This is a genomic window from Okeania hirsuta, from assembly GCF_003838195.1.
In the GTDB taxonomy this organism is placed as follows: Bacteria; Cyanobacteriota; Cyanobacteriia; order Cyanobacteriales; family Microcoleaceae; genus Okeania; species Okeania hirsuta.
In genome coordinates, this window is the sequence record NZ_RCBY01000033.1 from 1 (window position 1) to 22,544 (window position 22,544).

The 22,544-nt window shown below is 36.5% G+C and carries 15 protein-coding genes and 1 tRNA gene; 4 read left to right on the forward strand and 12 right to left on the reverse strand.

Features of this window, described 5'->3' with window-relative positions:
• Positions 1-64 precede the first annotated feature (64 nt).
• Together D5R40_RS08125 and D5R40_RS08130 are read left to right on the forward strand one after the other, a co-directional pair.
• Positions 65-379 (forward strand): hypothetical protein, encoded by a 315-nt coding sequence (locus tag D5R40_RS08125; protein WP_124154479.1) that lies wholly within the window; start codon positions 65-67, stop codon positions 377-379.
• 2,258 nt (positions 380-2,637) lie between these two features.
• Positions 2,638-6,201, forward strand: a complete 3,564-nt coding sequence (locus D5R40_RS08130) for a family 10 glycosylhydrolase (RefSeq protein ID WP_240041563.1) — start codon at positions 2,638-2,640, stop codon at positions 6,199-6,201.
• An 804-nt stretch (positions 6,202-7,005) separates the two neighbouring features.
• Here the strand turns inward: D5R40_RS08130 and D5R40_RS08135 are convergent.
• The 7 genes from D5R40_RS08135 to D5R40_RS08165 form a co-directional block, all read right to left on the reverse strand.
• Positions 7,006-8,094 carry a hypothetical protein gene (locus tag D5R40_RS08135; protein ID WP_124144696.1) on the reverse strand — a complete coding sequence of 363 codons (1,089 nt, stop codon included), beginning with the start codon at positions 8,092-8,094 and terminating at the stop codon, positions 7,006-7,008.
• A gap of 75 nt (positions 8,095-8,169) precedes the next feature.
• Positions 8,170-9,309, reverse strand: coding sequence for a hypothetical protein (locus tag D5R40_RS08140; RefSeq protein ID WP_192901109.1), 1,140 nt, complete (start codon positions 9,307-9,309; stop codon positions 8,170-8,172).
• 345 nt (positions 9,310-9,654) lie between these two features.
• On the reverse strand, positions 9,655-10,425 hold the full coding sequence (locus tag D5R40_RS08145; RefSeq protein WP_124144695.1) for an ABC transporter ATP-binding protein: 771 nt from the start codon (positions 10,423-10,425) through the stop codon (positions 9,655-9,657).
• Positions 10,426-11,025: 600 nt separating this feature from the next.
• Positions 11,026-12,243 (reverse strand): ABC transporter permease, encoded by a 1,218-nt coding sequence (locus D5R40_RS08150; RefSeq protein WP_124144694.1) that lies wholly within the window; start codon positions 12,241-12,243, stop codon positions 11,026-11,028.
• Between the two features lie 85 nt (positions 12,244-12,328).
• Positions 12,329-12,553 (reverse strand): Uma2 family endonuclease, encoded by a 225-nt coding sequence (locus tag D5R40_RS08155; RefSeq protein ID WP_240038924.1) that lies wholly within the window; start codon positions 12,551-12,553, stop codon positions 12,329-12,331.
• Positions 12,554-12,679: 126 nt separating this feature from the next.
• Positions 12,680-14,662: an efflux RND transporter periplasmic adaptor subunit gene (locus D5R40_RS08160; protein ID WP_124144692.1), complete on the reverse strand. Its 1,983-nt coding sequence runs from the start codon at positions 14,660-14,662 to the stop codon at positions 12,680-12,682.
• A 212-nt stretch (positions 14,663-14,874) separates the two neighbouring features.
• The gene (locus D5R40_RS08165) at positions 14,875-15,954 is read right to left on the reverse strand and encodes a PIN/TRAM domain-containing protein (protein WP_124144691.1); all 1,080 of its coding nucleotides are present in this window, start codon (positions 15,952-15,954) and stop codon (positions 14,875-14,877) included.
• Positions 15,955-16,415: 461 nt separating this feature from the next.
• On the opposite strand from D5R40_RS08165, the gene hemW reads away from it, so the two are divergent.
• A complete protein-coding gene (gene hemW, locus D5R40_RS08170) occupies positions 16,416-17,723 on the forward strand; it encodes a radical SAM family heme chaperone HemW (protein ID WP_124144690.1) in 1,308 nt (435 codons plus the stop codon).
• A 197-nt stretch (positions 17,724-17,920) separates the two neighbouring features.
• Positions 17,921-18,178, forward strand: coding sequence for a DUF1830 domain-containing protein (locus D5R40_RS08175; protein ID WP_124144689.1), 258 nt, complete (start codon positions 17,921-17,923; stop codon positions 18,176-18,178).
• A gap of 321 nt (positions 18,179-18,499) precedes the next feature.
• Here the strand turns inward: D5R40_RS08175 and D5R40_RS08180 are convergent, their stop codons facing one another.
• From D5R40_RS08180 to D5R40_RS08200, 5 genes are all read right to left on the reverse strand, one after another.
• Entirely contained in the window at positions 18,500-18,961 is a 462-nt protein-coding gene (locus tag D5R40_RS08180) for an aminotransferase class V-fold PLP-dependent enzyme (RefSeq protein ID WP_240038923.1), read from the reverse strand.
• A gap of 243 nt (positions 18,962-19,204) precedes the next feature.
• Positions 19,205-19,276, reverse strand: a tRNA-Asn gene (locus D5R40_RS08185).
• A gap of 156 nt (positions 19,277-19,432) precedes the next feature.
• Positions 19,433-19,978: an NYN domain-containing protein gene (locus tag D5R40_RS08190; RefSeq protein WP_124144688.1), complete on the reverse strand. Its 546-nt coding sequence runs from the start codon at positions 19,976-19,978 to the stop codon at positions 19,433-19,435.
• Between the two features lie 522 nt (positions 19,979-20,500).
• Positions 20,501-21,181 (reverse strand): energy-coupling factor ABC transporter ATP-binding protein, encoded by a 681-nt coding sequence (locus D5R40_RS08195; protein ID WP_124144687.1) that lies wholly within the window; start codon positions 21,179-21,181, stop codon positions 20,501-20,503.
• Complete coding sequence (locus D5R40_RS08200) at positions 21,178-21,444, reverse strand: UPF0367 protein family (protein ID WP_124144686.1); 267 nt, start codon at positions 21,442-21,444, stop codon at positions 21,178-21,180. The genes D5R40_RS08195 and D5R40_RS08200 overlap by 4 nt, the downstream gene beginning before the upstream one ends.
• Positions 21,445-22,544: the final 1,100 nt, after the last annotated feature.

The following is a 22,544-nucleotide window of genomic DNA, read 5'->3' on the forward strand; positions in this document are numbered from 1 at the left end:
TCAAAGTGCGGACTTTGTTGACGGGGACTTAGAAACCCCGTCCGTCTACACGGCGGGGTAGTTCATGGAGAAAAAAATCCAGAAAGAACCAGTTGAAGTTGACAAAAAACTGCGCACTTTAAAATCTGAAAAATTTGCTTGTCAACCAGATGCAGAAACAGCAACAAGAAAGCTGTTAAAAAAGTTTTTAGCTCACGAAGTGAAACAAATTAATGTTCAAGAAGTACAGTCGAAATCTGAATCAGATTTTTCTGATCAACTCCAAGTTAAAGTGAGCTTAAGAGAGTCAAAAATAGAACTAGAAAAAAAACGAGCAGGTCGATTTATTTGGGCGACAAATGTCCTGGAGAGGATGGAATTAACGAAAGAAGAAATGTGATCTAAATACAAGGGGCAACAGTCTGTAGAAAGAGGTTTTAGGTTTCTGGGCCATACCCCCTGTTTTTAACTGATAGTGTCTTCCTTAAATCACCCCATAGAATCGAAGCTTTGGGGTTAATTATGGGTTGATGTTTGTTGGTCTATACTTGAGGTCAACTTCAACTACGTCAAACTTTAAGCCGGACTAAATCTACTGTTAAAAATCAATTAGGTCGCCCTACTAATAGACCAACTTTACCCTGGATATTTCAATGTTTTCAGTCAATTCATTTATTGATTAATTCTGGAGTTAAGAGCATATCTAATCTCACTTATGAGCGTTTAGAGTTATTGAAGTTTTTTCCTCCAAGTTGTCAAAGATATAGCAATGTGCGCTGGCATATTTACAAATTACAGGAGATGTCCAATAGCTAAAAGTCTTATATGATCAGCCTTTTATTCCCCCTGTTGCCTTCGGGAGCTGTTGCCTGTTGCCTGCGCACAGCGCTATACTATCTACTCAGTGGATAAACTTGAGATGAAAACAGGTAGAGGGCAAAAATCATCAACAATTGAATAGCAGTGTAAAATTAAGCACTTGGCAATTATTAAAATGCGATCGCTAAGGGTGATAGAAGGACTTTGGCAATTTTTGGAGATGTCTACTGATGAGTTCCGGCAACTGATGTCATTCTCAAAAGCATTCATGGAGTACAGCAGGAATAACAAGCAAGTTAAAACCCCTGACAATCAGCTTTTTAGCCAACATCATTCCAGAAAAAATTAGGGTAGGGATTGATCATTAACCTCTTGATTTGCGTTGGCGGAGGGAGCAAGTGCCGCAGCTACATCGCCTCCTACTATTTATGATTAAGTCTAAATACTTACTCAAGTTTTCCCCTCTTTGTGTACTACATTTTGTCGTGCGGAATGTGGGATCTACTGTTAACTGTGACGTTGGTAAATGTCTGAATGGGAATTTTGGGTTGTGGTGGAGGGGTAGGTGTTGATGTTGGTTTGGGAGTAGAAATATTTTCTGGTTATTCATAAGTCTTAATTGTCCTTGGAGACTAATTCCTCCTGAGTGTGTGAATCATTTAATAACTTATAGCTGAAGCGCTGACGGCTGAATGCTTACAAAATTATTAGCAATAATCTTTAATTTTTATTTTACAAACTAGCTAAAACTTATATCAGTAAAGCTATTTAGATTTATATATATTTTTTTTGTACCTATCGATACTAAAAATACCCATAGTAATTATCTATTAATTATCAATAGTAGTTTTAACTATGTAGGAGTTTACTTGTAAGCATTTCCTGCGGAATGCTGCGCCAACAGCCATCAGGTATGAAACTTGAAGATAATTTTTTCCTGAAATTTAGTTGTATTTATTCATAAAGAATAAATAAACACTACTTAATTTTAATCTGTAATGAGACAATTTTAACATTCTAGTAAGTATTTAAATACTTGTGCAAAATTAATTTAATTTTTGTCAGCAAGGAGTCGGAATGTTGGATGCAAAGTCCGTAGGCAGTAGGGAAAAAAATATACTTGTGTGCTTGAGCAGTGCCTCTAAAAATCATCGTAAGCATTTCCTACGGAATGCTGCGCAAACAGCTAGTTCGCTGTCAGCTGTCAGCTCTCATAAGAAGGTTTTAATAGATATAGACTATAAAGCCAGCTTTGATAGCAAGTGTAAATTCTGACTCAATTAGTAAGTCCCATTATATACAGCAGTTTCCGAAGTTATGAGGTACAGAGATTAATAATTGAATGTTCCCAGGGACGAGTGTACCTCATTATAGTAGAATCTGTTGTAAAACTAAAAGCAATAGCTGATGTCTGAATGCTTACAAATCATCTTTACATAGCTATTTATTACCCAATTATCAAATTATATTATTTATATTCTGTGTATAAAAGTATAAAAATATTTTAACTTGACATAAAATCTTGAATATGTTAATTTCATACTGATTATTTAAACCATATTTTGAGCTAATGATAACAGATTAAACTGGGCTAAAATCTGCTAAATAAATTAATTTTTAAGATGAAATCAAAATGCCTAATATTTATAAATATAAAATTTATGAATTTAAGAAAAGTAGAGAATTGCAATTAATTCATAGTGTAGAGATGAAAGTATTAACCATTGTGTCAAAAACAATCATCTAATACGAATAACTCATGAAATTAAAAACTTTTAATGAAAGCAATTGTTAATAAATTTTATTTGAATATTTACTTGAATTAAATTAAGAGGATTAATGAGTAAAAAAAAGCCTATATATAAACAAATTTTTCCCCACCTAACAAGTGCCTTACTAAGTTTAATTGTACTGTTACCAACCCCAAGTAAAGCTAATACTTTATTAGGAATAATTCGAGATGATGGAAATACAGATGAATGGAATAACATCATTACACGAATACGCAATCTAGGTATCAGTTATGAACCAATTTATTTAAGACAAATTAATACAGTAGCTGACCTATCTGGGGTGAGAGTTATCTTTTTAGCAAACATTGAAACCTTAACTCAAACTCAAGTAGACATTATAGAAGAGTGGGTAAAAGAGGGAGGGAAATTAATAGCTAGTGGCCAGGTAGGGAGAAAATCTAAACCAGGAGTAAGGCAAGAATTGCGATCGCTCCTTGGGTCTTACTGGGCCTTTCCTCTGAGTCAACCCACAACACCGGAAGCAAAATATCGTTGTTTAGATGTTGCCTGCAAAAAATCTACCAGTTGGACACCGATGGGAAATGACCAAGATACTGTTGAGGGTGGAGTATTAATTCCGGCAGGGTTAAGCAGTACAACTGCAGCTACTTGGAAAGGAAGTTCAGGTTCTTCAGCGGTAGTAATTACTCCTCAAGCAACTTACTTCGGTTGGAACTGGGGTAGTAGTACGTCTGTAAGGTTAGATAGTGCTTGGTTGCAAGCTGTGTTAAATCGCTATCAGAGTCAGCCACAATTTACAGCGAGAAATAATAATCCATTACCTACAGCGAATAGTAGACCGACTGCTCCCATTACTCCTAGCACTAACCCGGTTAAAATTAGACCCCGTATTTCCTCTGCACCAACAACGACTGAAAAGACAAATCCAGTTAGAGTTCAACCTAGAACTGCACCAGTAAATACGAACAAAAATCAACCTTCTACGACAACTCAAAACTCGACTGAAAAGACAAATCAAGTTAAGGTTCAACCTAGAACTGCACCAGTAAATTCAAATCAACCTCCTACCACAACTCAAAATTCGACTGAAAATACGAATCAAGTAAGAGTTCAACCTAGAACTGCACCAGTAAATTCAAATACAAATCAACCTTCTACTACAACTCAAAACTCCACTGAAAATACAAATCAAGTAAGAGTTCAACCTAAAACTGCACCAGTAAATTCAAGTATAAATCAACCTCCTACGACAACTCAAAACTCGACTACGGAGCAAGATAATATTTGGCTAAGAAGTCAGCAACAACAGACAACGACCGAACAAAAATCACCACAATCAAACCAAGCACCAGAAACATTAGGTAGTCAAAATAATAATTTAACCTCACAGACAAATACAGTTCCCAAGAGTAATAATGTTTGGGACAGATTTCGAGAACAGATAGACCGACAAAACCAGCAAGCTGAAAATATCAGTACCAAGGAAAACGTTGTTAATTCACTGGAAAACTCTAGCTCAGAAACAACAAAAAATAATAGAGATAGTATTTGGAATAGATTCAGACAACAAAATCGGACAACTGAAAATATCAGTACCAAGGAAACCGATAACCCTACTTCAGAAACCACAAATAATAATAGAGGCAATATTTGGAACAGATCCAGACAACAAACAACTACACCATCCCCTCGCCGTAACCCCCTAGCTGCCATACTCCGACCTTTGCCCCCACCAGAGGGACAAGTACCAAACTCGCAAACAGACCCTTCATCAGAATCAGCACCTGCGGGTTTGGAAGTAAGACAAGGAAACTATCCAATTAGCAGAGCAGAAGCTCATGCAATGTTGCAAGAGTTAAATAATCTCTTGGGTAGATTTGAAAGTGCTTTGGTTGCAGCTAAGTCGGCAAATGTAGAAGTTAATTTGTCAGCAGATAAAGGTAGTTTGGTAGCTACCAATAGCGATCGTAGTACATTTGTTGCTCAAAGAAATCGAGAAATAAGTGATGCTCAACAAATAGTCGAACGAGCACGGTTGGTAATTCAAAGATTCCCCCAACAGGTGGCATCCAAACAATATGCTACTGCTAGAAATCAATGGCTGCAAACAAGACAATTGTTGTGGCAGAATTATCCTACTGATGGAGAAAGAGCAGGAGCTGAGATTAGAGCTGTATGGTTAGATAGGGGTACTATTGTTCGGGCCCGCTCCGAACGTGGTTTGGCAATGGTATTTGACCGACTTGCTGCTGCTGGTATTAATACTGTTTTCTTTGAAACTCTGAATGCTGGTTACACAATTTATCCCAGTAATGTTGCTCCCAGACAGAATCCTTTGACAATTTCCTGGGACCCACTTGAGTCTGCTGTTAAATTGGCTCGCGAGCGGAATATGGAGATACACGCTTGGATATGGACGTTTGCGACGGGAAATAAGGCTCATAACCGCGCTCTCGGTCAGCCAGATAGTTATTTGGGCCCGGTGATTTCGGCTCATCCTGATTGGGTGATGACTGATAAAAGGGGTCGGAAAAGACACCCTTCTGATGGCAAGGTTTATATGGACCCTGCTAATCCTTATGTTCGGCAATATCTGCTGAAGATAATAGATGAAATTGCTAGTCGCTATGAGGTTGATGGGATTCAACTTGACTATATTCGCTATCCTTTTCAAAATCCTGGTCGAAATTTTTCTTATGGTTACAGCACGACATCTCGTCAACAGTTTCAGCAGTTGCATGGTATAGACCCGATGAAGATTTCTTCACGCGATCGCCAAAATATGTGGAAGTGGACTGAGTTTAAAATTAATCAAGTTAATAGTTTTGTGGCGGATACTTCGAGATTTCTCAAACAGAAGTATCCAAGGATGATTTTGTCGGCGGCGGTGTTTCCTTTTCCACGTCACGAGCGCTTTGATAAAATTCAGCAAGATTGGGAGACTTGGGTTCTCAGGGGTGATATTGATTTGTTGACTCCGATGACTTATGCGTTGGATACGAATCGTTTCCAGCAAATTACACAACCGCTGACAAGTACGCGAGTATTAGGTAGTACTTTGATAACGCCTGCAGTTAAGCTTTTGAATATTCCTGAAATTGTAGCAGTTGACCAAATTCAGGCGGCGAGGGATTTGCCTACAGGGGGTTACATTATTTTTGCTGCGGAAAGAATTACTGGGGGGTTACATGGATTTTTGACTCGTACTCAGGGAGGTCCGGAAACTGGGAATAATAACAGAGCTTCGTTAAATAGTTTTGCGAACCCTTCTCATGTTGTGGGGGGTATTATTCCTTATCGACAACCGTTTGCAGCAGCAGCAGATCGTTTTCAAGCTTTGAAAAAAGAATGGAGTTTTTTGTTAGCAAATCAGCAACTTTCTATGAGGCAGTCTGACCTTGAAAGTTGGCGGTTTAACGCTGAGGAATTGGCAACAGTTTTGAATCAATTGGCTGAAAATCCCGATAATAGTAATTTGAATAAAGCTAGAAATAGTTTGAGAAGATTTCAGTTACAGTTTAGGGGTTCTATGAGTGTTCATTCGAGAGAAAATGCTTATCAAGTTCAGACTTGGCAAAATCGTTTAGCTGCTTTGGAAATGTTGTTAAATTATGGTGAGCGGGTGCGGTTAAAAAGTGGGAGATTTTAATCAGCATTCAGCGGCTTTGTTGCATGAAAGTATATAGCTGTCGCACTTGCTCCGCATATGTACTTCATAATGTGCGGAAACTGCTGTAACTATTGGACAATAGATCAATAGAACATCAATGTTTTAACAGAAAAAGGCTGAAACTTTTACCTGTAAAGGCTTTGAGTTTTAATCAGCAGAGCAATAACTATTGGACAATAGATCAATAGAACATCAATAATCGCTTTCATAGAGCGATCGCTTTGTGTGCAGAGCAATAACTATTGGACAATAGATCAATAGAACATCAATAATCGCTTTCATAGAGCGATCGCTTTGTGTGCAGAGCAATAACTATTGGACAATAGATCAATAGAACATCAATAATGACGAAACAGAGCGATCGCTTGGCAGTGCAGAGCAATAACTATTGGACAATAGATCGGTAGAACATCAATAATGACGAAACAGAGCGATATAGCTGCGCAATAGATGTTAAGAATGCTGCTTTCGTGCAACAAGGCCGCTATCAGCTATTAATTAATGTTGGGAAAGGTAAAAGCAACCTTTGAAATTGAGTTTCAATAAAAAGTTACTGTCAAAGTCTCCGGACTCAACCTGAGAAGTAATTATTAATTATTAATTGCTGTTTGCGTAGCATTCCGTAGGAATAGCTGACTGCTAATAGCTGTTTGCGCAGCAGTCCGCAGGAAATGCTTACGTTAATAGTGATATTTGTTGGCATACTCTTTTAATTATTACCGTGGTGTTAGCTCAGTTGCAACTGAGCGTACAGGTAGAGTTTATGCCTAAATTTAATTACAATTAATTATTCAGTTGATTTTTTTGTTCGGGAGTTAAGTAATCATCAATTAGTAGCTTGAAATTATTTATAAATATTATTTCCTTTTGATATCCATTCAATTGATTTAGTTTCTCTCGAAAAGGCAACCAGTAAGGTTGTACAGAATTATTATTTAGCTCTAAAGATTTCTCAAATAATTTGCGAAAATCTGCTAGACAGCCCCGTGCATTGTAGATTTGATTATTATCAAAAAATGCTGTTAAAATAAACTTCCATTGATGCTCTTTTAGTTCTTCAGCAATCATTATTAGAAGTTCTGAACGTTTATTAGCATCAGCAAAATTAGAAGATTCTGTAAAATGAGTAATTATTGCTGAAACATTATTTTTCAAAATAGGTATAAGTAATTTTTCAGGTATAACTAATTTTTCAGGAATTATTGGCGCATCTATTTCATAAATTATTTCTCGACCGCATACTAGGAATTCTAGTAAATTACTAAAAGGCATTTCTTCGATTTTATCGGCAATACAATTATCAAAGACTTCAATAATTTCTGGTGCTGAGTTTCTTGATGAGTTATATTGATATTTTAATTTTGCCCTAACTAATTGATCTAAATCAACTCTTTTTGGCAGATTATCTTTCAAATAAGGTATAAATATTTCCTTACTAATCTCACCCCAGTATTTTGAATATTCAAGTAAATCATTAAAGGGTACTTCTACTAATATTTCATTCATACGACTATCAAGCAGTTCAACAATTTCAGGCTTTGATTTTCCTGATAATTTATATTTTGATTTAGCTAGAAGTAGTTCTATAAAATCAACTCTTTCTGGCAGAGGATTTTTCAAATAAAGTATTAATTTTTCTGCCTCAATCTCACACCAATATGTTGATGATTTAAGTAGAACGTCAAAATCAACTTCTAGGATTTTTTCATTAATACAATTATCAAACAGTTCAATAATTTCAGGTTTTGACTTTCCTGATGATTTATATTTTGACTTGGCTGAAAGTAATTCATCAAAATCAGCATTGATAATTTTCTCTTCTAGTAAATCCCGAATCAAATCTTGCCACAATTCATAATCATAATTTGACATAATATCAGCTAAATCATTCAAAGATGAAAATTTAGCTTTTTCCTTGATACAAGATAAAATAGTTTCATCAAATACTCATGGAGTCTTTATTCTTATTAAAAATAGTTCATTTAAACTTGCTTCCGGAGCTGATTTTATCAGACTAGGTAAAATTATTTTTGTTTGGAACAAATTATCTCCACAAATATCATGTAATGACAAGATATCTTTTACAGGAATTTTATCAAACTTCTTAATTACATAGTCTCTTAAAAAATCTATATGAGCTGCTTTAATTAGAATTTTGAGATTTGGTGAAAGTCTATCTACACCACTTAAAAAAGAATTATTTCCCCCATACACTTCCAGCTTTTTAACAAAATTTTGAGCTTTTAATTGACATGGTTCGCTTAAACTTTCCCAAACCGTAATTTTTGCCAAGTAAATGATTACTTTATCCCAGTTATCATCATCTACTTTATTAATAATAATTCCAGACAACTTATCATTTAATATTTTTCCTGTTTCTTGAACATACATTTTTGACACAGCAGTTAAAGCCGAAAATTGTCGTTCTCTTTCTAATTCTGGGAAATTTTCTATTAACAGACTTGTAGTTAAACCAATAACAACATCTTGAATTAAATTAAATCTTGCACGAGCTAATGGACTTGCTTGAAAATACTTAATAGCTTCTTCCGAGTCAACAGGAAAATATTCAGATTTAATATCTTGAAAAATCCTTTCCTTAGCAGCACGACCTTGAACAGGTGGACGTTGTAAAAGATGAGTTATTGCACTTCGTAAATGATAGCGAGCTAATTCTGCTGTAGCTTCAAAAGGCTCTTCCAAAGATGTCATTGAAGGGTGAGCACACCGACTTCTATCCTTAAATAACCTTTCAATATCTAACTTTTCTACAGGTGAAATTAATTCAAATTCTTCATGTGCTTTTTCTGGAATATTTGACTCAAATTGCCAAAGGTCTTTGAAATTTTCCGCTGAACGTAATTTCTCAAATTCTTGCAATAATAAGGGAGCTTTTTTATCTCCAAAAAGTTCTAATTCCCTCAACTTATGGAGAAAATCAAATACTACTGCATTCCAGGTAGATACTATACAAGAACGAAATGCTCCAGCTCGATAACAAGCTACAGCTTCTTGGATAAACTTTTGAGATGATTTATCTCTACAAAGTAGAATTAATTCGTCTAAGTCAATAAATGTTTGGTGCATAGAAAAAATAGATAATTTTGATTATTTTATAGAAATATTAGTTGCTAAAAAGCTGAGGATTTATAAAATAGTATTCTTCTGTGGCTGAATTTTAAGATATAAAACTATGTCCGAATAATTAGCGATAAAAAAAACTTTCTCCTCTTTCTTCTTGCTTCTTTCTTCCCTCCTGGTATCATGTCCGGATAAGAGCGTGATGAAAAAACTTATCATCAGTGCTTCAACAGTAAATCTTTCTATTTTCCCTACTCCCCTACTCCCCTACCCCCCTACTCCCCCGCTCCCCTACTATCTTAATAATAAGTATTCAACTGGACATGAAATGACTCCTGACTCCTGACTCCTTTAAAAATAACTAGAAGTATGCAAATCTTTAGGATTCAAATTTGAATTAACAACTTTACCATCACTAAACCAAACAACACGCTTAGTTTGTTTTGCCACTTCTGGTTCGTGAGTCACCATTACTACCGTAATTCCACTAGCATTTAATTCTGTGAAAATATCTAACACTTCTTGAGTAGTTTTAGTATCTAAAGCACCCGTCGGTTCATCTGCTAATAATAATACTGGACGATTAACAATTGCACGAGCGATCGCTACTCTTTGTTGTTGTCCTCCTGATAGTTGATTGGGTTTATTATTCATCCGATTTTCTAGTCCCACTCGTTTTAAAGCTTCTGCTGCTCTTTCTTTTCTTTCCTTACTAGAAATTTCGGCATAAAGCATGGGTAAAATAACGTTATCGAGAGCTGTTATTTGTGGTAATAAATGAAATTGTTGGAAGACAAATCCAATTTTGAGATTGCGAATTTTAGCTAAGTCTTTTTCTAAAGTATTAGCTATATCTAAACCATCGAGATAATAATTACCAGATGTAGGGCGATCAAGACAACCAATAATATTCATACAGGTAGATTTACCAGAACCCGATGCTCCCATAATAGAACAATATTCTCCTTCTTCAATAGTTAAACTAACACCATTTAAAGCACGAACTTCTACATCACCCATCACATAAATTTTGGCGATATTTTCTAATCCGACAATGACTGGTTTTTTGGTTTTATTCTCTGGGAGAATTAACGAATTATTTTCAGAATATTTGTATTGCATAGTAATTTCAGTTATCAGTTATCAGTTATCAGTACCTCTGCAATAAAGAGGTTTAACATAAGGAATATTATCTTTTTTTATCCTCTTTTAAGGGAAGGCTTTAGACCGAATTTTTCGGTAATTTTTAACAACGAGTTATTTTCAGCACATTTGCTTTGTATAGGTAAGCATTCAGCAGTCAGCTATCAGCTATCAGCTATGAGTTATTAATTATCTTGGAAGAAGGAATTAGTATTCAAGGAGAATGAAAAATTATGTTTGCGCAGCATTCCACAGGAAATGAAATAGTACTTTCAGCTAACCTTGGCCATTGCTTAATTCTTTCTTTCAAATGCTGATAGCTGATAGCTGAATGCTTACTTGTATAGTAATATCATGTCCGGATAATTAACTATAGAACTCCGTTCCGCTTACATGACCAAAAAAACTTCCTCCTTTTCCTCCTCTTATTTCTTGCTTCTTTCTTCCCTCCTGACTCGGTCCTCCTGACTTCCCCTCCTGGGAGGGGGAGGGGCGAGGGGTGGGTTGACTCCTCCATCATTTTGTTTATAAGTAATCAACCAGACATAATATAATTATTCATTATTAATTATTAATTACCTAAATGCTTCTCAAAGCCACAATAGGATCTAATTTAGCCGCTTGTTTTGCAGGAACAACTCCAAAAAACAAACCAATAGCACCAGAAACACCAAAAGCAATAGCGATCGCTGTTACAGGAATACCTGTTTCTAAAGGAGTTAAAATACTTAAAATTAACACTCCACTCACACCAATTCCAGTACCAATTAATCCACCCACAATAGACAAAATCACCGACTCAATTATAAACTGAACTAAAATATCTTTCTGAGAAGCACCAATAGCTTTTCTTAACCCTATTTCTCTAGTTCTTTCCGTCACCGAAACTAACATAATATTCATAATACCAATGCCACCTACCACTAAAGAAACCGCCGCCGTAGCTGCCAATAATAAAGTCAAAGCTGCCGTAATACCTCCTAAAGTTTGCAATAAATCTTGCTGACTTCTGACAGTAAAATCATCCTCATAAATAATTTTATGTCGCAGTCGTAACAGATTTTCTATCTGAAACTGGGCAGCTTTCATACTATCTTCATCCTTTACCGATACAGAAATTAAACTTACTTGAGTGCCATAAGGAGAAGACCTGCCAACAATTCTATTTGCCATAGTAGTAATAGGAATAAAAGCGCTCATATCTTCATTGTTGCCGAGATTAGTTCCTTTAGATGCCATTACTCCAATGACTTGTAAGCTAGTATTTTTAATGCGTACTCGTTTACCAATTGGATCTTCATTACCAAATAATTGTTCTGCTAATTCTGAACCCAAAGCTACTATATTTTCTTGTCGTTGTAAATCTAAATTTGTCAAAAATCTACCTTTGGCGACATCAAAATTTCTGACAGTTAAGAATTCTGGAGTTGTACCAGTTAAGCTGGATGATGCATTTTTATTTCGGTAGCTAACTAATTCGTTAGCATTAAGAATAGGAGCAACCTCCTTAACAGTTGGAACTTGAGAAGCGATCGCCTCTGCATCTGCCAATACTAATGTTTGTGGCCGAAGAACAGGTTGTCTTTGAGCTTCAGGACTTCCTGGCACAATAAATAGAACATTTGGTCCGAGAGAAGTAATCTGATTGTTAACAAATTTTTGCGCTCCTTCGCCAATTCCAATCATGGCAATAACGGAAGCATTACCGATGATAATACCTAACATGGTTAAGCTACTGCGAACTTTATTAGTTAGCAGCGTTGTAGTTGCCATTTTTATGCTTTCTAAGATGTTCATAATTAGGAAATTGGTAAAGGGTAAAGTAACTAGGACTTATATCATGTCCGGTTGAATAGTTATAAAATAAATAACGAGGAAGGAGTCAGGAGTTAGTCAATTCAGTAATACTGTTGCTAGGAGAAGCAATTTCAAATACTACTTGGGGAGGAATATTCTCTTCTTCCCACTGTTTATAGGAACGTCTATCTCCTTGAGGACGACCGAAAACTACCATCACATCAGGAGCTTGTTTTACCCAAGGTTGTCTGTGTTTGGGATACCAAAATAAGTCTCCGGCAACAAACACATTGGTGTTGTGTTTATACATACCGGCAATACCCCCAACAATAGTAATAATAAAGCGGAGCAGTCGAAGGAAAGGGCGCGGACATATCAAAAGCTTAAAACTCATGCAACACAGGATTTTTCCTTCTTCCTTCTTCCTTCTGCTATATTACCTATTACCAAAAATATCTTCTAACTTTTTACCTTCTGGTAGTTCGATAAAAACTCTTTCCCCAGCTTTTATTCCTTGCAAAATCTGTATTTGATTACCAACACTAAAACCAAGAGTAACAGACTGAAACTTTGGTTGATTTTTCTCATCAGGAATTAATACCCCAGTCTCTCCTTTATTAGTAACGATCGCTACTGTCGGTACAACTAAAGCATTCTCCAAGCGATCGCCTAAAAATTGTAAATCAACATTCATTCCTGACTGTAATTTTTCTTTGCCAGTTTCCAGAGCAACTCGCACTTCAAATAATGTGACATCTCTTTCTACTATTGCTTCTGGAGCAATTAATTTCACCTTACCTTTAAAAACTTGGTCTGGATAAGCATCAGCCACAATTTCCACACTTTGACCAGATTTAATTTGACCTATATCTGCTTCTGGAACTTTTGCCAAAACCTCTAAACCTCTAGCTAAAGCAACAATAGAAGTCGAAGAAGCAGAAGTCGCATTAGAAGCAGAAGTCGCAGGTGTCACAAACGCCCCTTTCGTTGCATATCTTTGAGTAATAATTCCAGAAAAAGGAGCGCGAACCTGAGTATCTTCCAACAGAATTTCCTGATAGCGGACTTGAGCTTCCATTTCAGCAACTTCAGCTCTTGCTCTAGCAATTTCCTCCGGACGAGTACCATTTTCCAACTCCTCCAACTGACTGCGAGCTTCTGCAACTTCAGCTTTAGCTCTAGCAATTTCCTCCGGACGAGTACCATTTTCCAACTCCTCCAACTGACTTTGAGCTTCCGCAACTTCAGCTCTTGCTCTAGCAATTTCCTCCGGACGAGTACCATTTTCCAACTCCTCCAACTGACTTTGAGCTTCCGCAACTTCAGCTCTTGCTCTAGCAATTTCCTCCGGACGAGTACCATTTTCCAACAATTGAAAAGCCTGCTTTTCCTGTTCCACAGCAGCAGTTAAACGCTCTATCTCTGCTCCTCTAGCTTGAGTTAACTGTTCCAAAAGTTTTTCAGCTTCCCGTAAATTAGCTCTAACTCGGCGGTCATCTCTCACATATTCTTCGTAAGCATCACGAGCAATAGCACCCTCACTTGCCAAATTTTGATATCGCACTTGCCGTTTCGTCGTTAACTCCAACTCTGCTTTTGTCGCCTCTATTCTAGCCTTAGCTTGTTCAATTTCCTCCTTCAGACTTCCTGTCGTCGCATCATCCAAACGAGCGATCGCCTGTTCTAAACGTGCCTTCCCCTGAGCTATTTCTTCACGACGGTTGCCAGCTCGTAATTGAGACAAATTAGCTTGAGTTCTATCTAGACGCGCTCTAGCAACAGCAATTTCTTCGCGACGACTGCCAGCTTGCAATTGGGATAGACGAGCTTCCACTTGATTTAAACGCGCTCTAGCAGCAGCAATTTCTTCTGGACGACTACCAGCTTGCAATTGGGATAGACGAGCTTCCACTTGATTTAAACGCGCTCTAGCAGCAGCAATTTCTTCTGGACGACTACCAGTTTCCTGTTTTGCCAAATTTGCCTTTGCACTTTCAAGTCTTGCCTGAACTTGACGGAGTTGAACTTCTAAGTCGCGACTTTCCATCCGGGCAATAACTTGGCCGGCTTGGACGCGATCGCCCTGTTCGACATATAATTCTGCCAAACGGCCTTGATTTTTGGGAGAAAGGTTGACTCGTTGTATTGGTTGGACTTCCCCGCTAGCTGTAATTCTCACAACTATATTTTGAGCTTGTACGGGTATAGTCAAAGTTTCAATGATTTCTTGCTTTCCCTGAGACTGGTTACGGACTAAATAGATGCCTGTGGATAAAGCTAAGAGTCCCGCTGCCACCAGAGCGATCGCCCATTTTTTTCCCTTCTTGGGGCGTTCAACAGGTAATTGTTTATTGCGGTCATTTTGGTCTTGGGGAGTAGTTAAGGTCTGAGTTGTGCTGTCTTGAAAGCTAGTTTTCATTATCTTTTTCCTTCTCAAATGTTGGTAATTATACTAAATCCGGTTTAGAAGGGAGATTACCTTGAAGGTAAGGCAGAAGCCAAAATATCTGTATTCTATGTTAATGAAAACTGCTATAATTAACCCCAACTATCTGAAATACAGAAAATTGGGGCTGTTTTTTGAGCATATTTTATTAGACATTTTTCAGGCGATTATAACTATCACCAAAATTAAGCTATGGCAGACTCTTGAGTCCGGGCAAAAATCATTCTACCAGCAGAAGTTTGTAACGAACTGGTAACAATAACTCTAATTTCATCTCCAACATATTCACTACCTGATTCCACAACTACCATTGTGCCATCATCTAGATATCCTATACCCTGGGATGGCTCTTTCCCTGCTTTACGAATTTTGATTTCAATAGTATCACCAGGTAGATAACTTGGTCGCACTGCTTGAGTCAAGTCATTAATATTTAGTACGAGAACTTTTTGTAAACTAGCAACTTTAGACAAATTGTAGTCATTAGTTAACAAAGTACCATTAATTTCCAGAGCAAAATGAATCAATTTAGCATCTACTGTAGAAATGTCTTCATAGTCTGCAAAATGAATTTGAATCTGAGAAGGGTAAACTGCTTTAAGTCTATTTAAGATGTCTAACCCTCTTCTACCTCTAACTCTTTTTTGATCGTTAGAAGCATCAGCTATAAGTTGTAGTTCCTGTAAAACGAACTGTGGTACAAGAATTTGCCCCTCAAGAAAACCTGTTTCCAGTAAATTTTCTATCCTACCATCAATAATACAGCTAGTATCCAAAATTTTAGTAGTAGCAGGCTTAAGAGTACCTTCTGCTACTAATACTGTATCTAGACTGTTAGGATTGATCAGCCGTAAAAAACCACGACCATGAGTATCAGCAACGTTAACTCCTGTAAAGCCTAACATGACACTGCCTAAAACTGCTATAAGAGGCTTAATAAAGCTAAATTCCTCTGGAATAGGAAGTAAAAAGAGTGGCGCTAGCATTAAGTTTGCCACTAATAGTCCAATGACTAATCCTATTGCTCGAGTTAATAATAAGTCAACTGGCATCTGGGTGACTTTTGCTTCCACTCGTCGATATGTAGTTTGAAATACCAATCCCAATACAAAGCCAATCAAGGAGGTAAAAGCAGCTAATACTGAACGTAAACCTTCAATATTGGTAACTTCTAATAATACATTGGGGGGTAATAGTTCTATGCTATAGAATCCTATTCCTGCTCCAGCGAGTACAAATGAAATGATAATGATTGCGTCAAGCATTTTTTTAGTTTGTTTTATAGATATAGATATAGAGATTTTCCCAGTAGGTACTCAGCAATAGTGACTGATAACCATAATTTTTGGGCTGCTCAATGTTGCTTCTATTATATCTTCAAGTAAATGTTCCATTCTTTAGAGTTTTCTTGTTCTCAGCTTCCTCAACTCATAAAAATTTTGAAGCTATTCATAATGAACTTTGCTTTTCACAGTTCCTACTAAAGTATAAAATCTATCTTGTAGCAAAGATGATGTGATTATTTTTACTTTGGTTTTAATGACAACATTTTTAATATTACGTCTTTGAAGTAGTCATACGGTTATATCTTAAAGTTATTTTTTTTACTTTTTACTTAAATAATATTTCTATTGATCGGCATTAGTTTTTGATAATTTACTGTACTACTACTCTTAATTAAATTCATAATTGTTTAAGATAGTTTTATATAAGAATATATTTTGTAATGAAAAGGCCAATCGGAAATTACTATATCCCTAGTTCGGCTTATGTCCATATACCTTTTTGCCGACGGCGGTGCTATTACTGTGATTTTCCGATTTCTGTAGTGGGCGATAATAAAAGAGGTGATAATTTTTCTCCTATTCAAGAATATGTGGAGGTAATTTGTGAGGAAATAAACATTACAAAATCTTTTGACCGACCCCTAGAAACTATTTTCTTTGGCGGTGGTACACCCTCTCTTTTGTCAGTTAGTCAATTGAACCGGATTCTAGACGCCCTAGAACAAAAATTTAGAATTGTGGCCAATGCTGAAATCTCTATAGAAATGGACCCAGGAACTTTTGACTTAGAACAGGTACGAGGATATAAATTCCTAGGGATAAATCGAGTTAGTTTAGGGGTACAAGCATTTCAAGATGAGTTATTAAACGTTTGTGGGAGAACCCACAATGTCTCGGATATTTACAAAGCAGTAGACATATTACATCAAGCAGGAATTGTTAATTTCAGCATAGATTTAATTTCGGGACTGCCACATCAAACTCTAGAACAATGGCAAACTTCTTTAGAAGCAGGAATTGCTATTTCCCCAACTCATATATCTAGTTACGACCTCGTAGTAGAAGCTGTAACAGCTTTTGGACGTTATTATCAACCTGGTAATCCTCCTTTACCTACAGATGAAACAGCTGCTCAAATGTATCGAATGGCACAGCAGTTAATATCAATTTCAGGATATGAACATTATGAGATATCTAATTACGCCAAGCCAAATTATCAGTGTGGTCATAATCGAGTCTACTGGGAAAATCTTCCTTATTATGGCTTTGGTATGGGTGCAGCAAGTTATGTAGCAGGGGAAAGATTTACCCGACCACCTACACGCAAAGAATATTATCAATGGGTGCAATCTGTCGATAGGCAATACAAGCTATCGCTTCAAGATCGTAGTTTTAAACATCAGGGTATTGATACATCTAATAACTGCTTAGAAGCTAATCAGGAGTGTTTGTTAGAAACACTAATGTTAGGATTTCGCTTGGCAGATGGGATAAATCTATCAACATTATCTCAGCGTTTTGGTCAACAAACTGTAGATCAAATATTAATCTATTTGCAACCCTATCAAAAGTTAGGGTGGGTAGAATTAATTAATCCAAAAGGTATAGTAACCTTATTCTCAAACAACCAAAAATTTCCAGTAGAAGGATATTTGAGGTTAACCGATCCTGAAGGTTTTTTGTTCTCCAATACAGTTTTATCGACGTTATTTAGTAAACTGAGTAATTCTATCAGTATGGAGTACTAAAATATGAGCATTTATACTGGTAAAATAATAGGTTTATAGTGGACGATTTAAGCCTAATTAATTTTCTTCAACAAAAGTAATTAAAAATGTGCTGAAGCGATCCCTATTAGTTTATAATAATTGTATTGGCACTCAAAGATATCAAGGTTCAGTAGGGTTGCTAATCGGCAACAAAAACTTAGAGGGAATGAAAAACTGTGACTATAGCACTAGATAGACTACCAAAAAAACAAGTTCAAAAAATTCTTTGTTTCTATGTGAATACTACTCACAAGATACAGATTGCTAGAATTAGTAATCCTCAAAATGAATATTGGGAACATACTGTTTTCCCAGGAGAACGTTTCTTATTTGAAGCAGTTCCAGAAGCAGAATTAGAAATTCATCAAAGCATAGAAAATGCTGAAATTAGGTGTGAACATTTTTTGTGCAAGGACTTGAAAGTTGATGAGTAAGTAACAGTTGAAAAGTACTCAAAATTAGTTTCATCAGGTAAGTAGGAAATAGTTAGTGATTGATATTTTTTTTAGATTGATCACTAACTATTGTTATGGATCGACTTAGGTCAACTATTGTTAACTAGCTATCAGCATTTCAGCACTCAACAGATGATTGATAAATATATTGGGGATGGGAAGATTACATAATTATTTGTATACTTGTATTTCAGATAAAATTGCTTTTTTACTCTCTTGCTCAACTTTCAGCTTTTGTGAAGTAACTGTAGCGTTTTATGACAATTTCCCGTATAATAAGATGCCCCTATTTCCTCTAAATTAAGTGGAATCATCCCCACTGCATGAGCACCATCTATCTACTAATGTATCCACACCTCGTTTAGCTAATTCTTTTACCAGTTGTTTAATGGGAAATACAAATGGTGTTTGACTACTAATGTGGTCAAGCAATGCGAGTTTTGTTCTTGGTGAAATATGTTTGATAACTGCTTCAATTATTTGTTGCGGAGACTCTACTGGAAAAGGTAGAGATGCGACTATCACTTTTACACCTGTGCGATCGCTAACAAAATTCAGGGCATTACGACAAGCGTTGTATTCTTGGTCTGTGGTTAATAACTCATCGGTGGGGGAAAAGTTGAGTGAGCGTAATACTGCATTTATCCCAGTGGTTGCATTTGGAACAAATACTAACTTCTCTGACTTTGTACCTACAAATTTTGCTAACTTTTCTTTACCTTCATCCAGTAGAGTTTGAAACTCTCGGACAAAAAAATGCACTGCTTATGTTTCCAACTGTTCCTGCAGTCTCATCTGAGCTGTCAATACCTGCAATGGACATGCTTCAAAAGACCCATGATTGAGAAAAGTAACATTTTGGTTAACAGACCAATATAGAGGCTAGTTATTGGTATGTTCGTACTGAAACATTAATTTATTAGTTCTAGAATCTTGAACTTAAGATTTTAGTATAAAAATAGAACTACTAACTATTCTCTAGGTCAAGAACCTAAAATTTTTAAACTCCCCGGGCGGGATTCGAACCTGCGACCAATCGGTTAACAGCCGACCGCTCTACCGCTGAGCTACCGAGGAATATGTAACTTTATCTCTGAGCTACGATTACTAATCTTAACCCTAACTCAACATATTTTGCAACCCTTTTTTATATTTTTTTTATTAATAGTTATAATAATTTAGTTTTATTAAACTAATTTGACTTTCAGGTATTATTATGGTAATAAGTAAAAGCTATTTACCCATTCTTAGTTCAGCTAGGCGCTTTTGAGACTCTAGGTCTAGGTAATTAGCCAAAAAACGGCCTGATGTTCTTTTGCTTCGTTGACATCTACGCCGAACGCTACTTGCTACACTTTCAATGTCATGGGCAAGCTGTTGAGAAGATATCCATTCTGCACCATAACCTACCACAGTAAGTTGTTGAACACGATCTGAAGTCGCAACAATTAACCTACTCTTAGACAGGCGCATCTCTTGACGAAGATTAGCACAAGCTTTTTCTATATATGTATCTGCTGTCTGGCCGAATTCTGTATAATAAACAGATAAACGATCGGTAATAACCTCTTTAACTGTAGGAGTATACTGGTATTGAGAATCAAATACTATACGAGTATTCAAATCTTGACTAGCACTATAATTTACCATCGCTTCTATCAAATCTCGTCTTGCTGTTTCCAAGCCATGAATCCTAAAGCTTTCTTGGAGGCGAGGCCAGATACCAATAACATTATAGCCATCTACGAGCATAACCTTTCGTCTTAAAGAGCGTGACATGATTCAAAGGGATAATTCTCCACAGAATGTTAACAAATACTAATGTAATATAACATTTATTCAGATTCTATAGTGGTCAAAAAAAATAATCCCTAAACTTTCAAAGCTTGAGAGTTTAAGGATCAGAAATTTTACTGTAATAGTGAGATAAATTTTCTATAGATTAATATTTTCCACAAGGACATTGATTCTTCTTAACCTATTTTTTGGAGATTAAAGTTTTATCTCAGGGAGGTATCGAATCACTATCTGCCTAGTTTGATTTTTTCTATTTCTACTATCATCCCTATCTACCATTCCTCCTTCTTAATACTTTGTATCTTTGTATCTTTGAGAGTAATGTAGATTAGGAAGTTCAAGTTTAAGCCAAATATTTAACTGATTGAGGGTGCTAGGGGCAGCTCTAAGTCCCGCGCTATATCTGAAAGATTAGCGCCGGGATACATGGACTCCCCCAAGCTGATTTGATCCGTTCAACCCCCCACTAAAATCATCAATGTAAAAGTCAGCATCGGGAGGATGTCACTCAAACTTTTCTTCAACAGTTTCGGGTTTCTGTATTACTGCTTGACCTCGATCTAATACAAATGCTCCATCACAATAATCCAGCTCATTTAGACGATGAGTAACCCACAGAGCAGTAATACCTCTGTTTTTCACCAAGCTTTGAACTTGAGTGACCAAATCTAATTGACTGTCTGGGTCAAGTAAAGCAGTAGGTTCGTCCAACAGCAAGATGTCACAATTACGAGCAATAGCTCCAGCGATCGCTATCCTTTGTTTTTGACCCCCGCTTAAAGCATATATAGGACGCCTTTGTAAATCTAAAAGATTGACTGCTGTTAAAGCATCTTCTACCCGATGACGAATTTGAAGTTGAGAAAGTCTCTCTTCAACCAGTCCAAAAGCAACATCTGCTCCCACAGTAGGCATCACCAATTGATGGTCAGGATTTTGGAAAACAAAACCCATTCGCCCTTCAAAATGAATTTTTCCAGACTGAGGAAACAAAAGTCCTGCCAATACCCTTAACAAAGTTGATTTACCACTACCATTAGTACCCAAGAGCATCCAGAATTCTCCTTTAGGTACTTTTAGAGAACAAGAACGTAAAACCTGACTACCATTAGGCCAATCAAAACAAAGGTCTTGTACTACAATCGCTGGACGAGTAATTTGAATACTGTTATCCCTAGGGTTCATTGTGTCAGAGCAACAAAACCAGGTGGTCTTCCAGTAGCTGCAGCACCAGATTTTTGGGAAATCTGGACACCAGAAATTTCACTGGCTAGTATAGCAATCTTTTTATCAGGCATTTTCTCACAAGTAAGTTCTATAACTTGAGGATTACCAGAACGAATAGACTCAAGGACTTGTTGATAAACAGCTTCAGCATCCTCAGCTAACTTACGTTGTACTGAAAATGGTGCGGGGGTATATTTCACAATAATGTCAATAGTGAACATTTCTTAGTGATAAGTATAATAAACGTTATACATAAATATAGTCATATATATTCAAACAATGTCAAATATCTTCGTGAATTTGTACAAAAGAGCGACTAAGTATTTGACAAAATTTAATAACTCTCGGCCATACGTTTCATGCCCTAATCAAGTTGGCTGAGAATTCAAGGCTAAATTACCATCACAGAATCTTGCGTAGTGGCCTGTTAAGCTTTAAATGTTGTATTAGGGCGTGTCATCAATTAAAGAGGTTGACATTAAAATTATAATATGCTTATGAATAATAACTATCAGGAATAACAAATGATGCCGAGGAGCAGGTGATAGAGCCTTTGACCTACAGAGGAAAAGAAGTAGTGATTCCTCCGAAAAAAAACTGCGCGTGAACTTCGTAATTACGATGAGATATTGTATCAAGCACGTCTATGAATTGAAAATTTTTTCGCGCCTTCTCAAACAATATAGAGCGATCGCTACTAGATAAGATAAACGTTCAGTAAACTTTCTGGGAGGAATTCCTACAGGTAGAATCAGTCATTTTATTGGCATAGCGATCGCCATCTCCACAAACCATACAATACCCATTTTGTCAAATTTTTAATTGATGACACGCCCTAGGGTTTTGGACAAAAACAATATATAGTTTAGATTTTGCCATTTTCCTATTACCCTATTTTAGGCTTGACACAACAGTAGTGGACTGACACAGCTAAAATTGTGCATTAGCTTTTAACTTGAAAATTCTTACTTTTGACTTTTGACTTTTGAATTGAATCTAATGCACCATTTAAGGTGTGTCGGTCCAGTAGGTTTGTATCGTACCGCCAGCAAAGGATTAATCAATAAGGTGCGTGAACGGGTCTGTTAATATAATCAAAAAAGCAGCTCCCTTTTGTCTTTGACTATTGGATAGAGGGTTTTGAAGTTCACGAGGGTCAGGGTGACACCTGCGATCCGAAGAATATGTCTTATGTGACTATATTTTTATCAACTATTAACATTGTCCATTTTAAATACTTATCCAACTGCCAATCTGTACTTTGAATACTTTTGGCACAGCTCTTGATTCCCTATAAGATTTAAACAAAGTTATCTGAGCT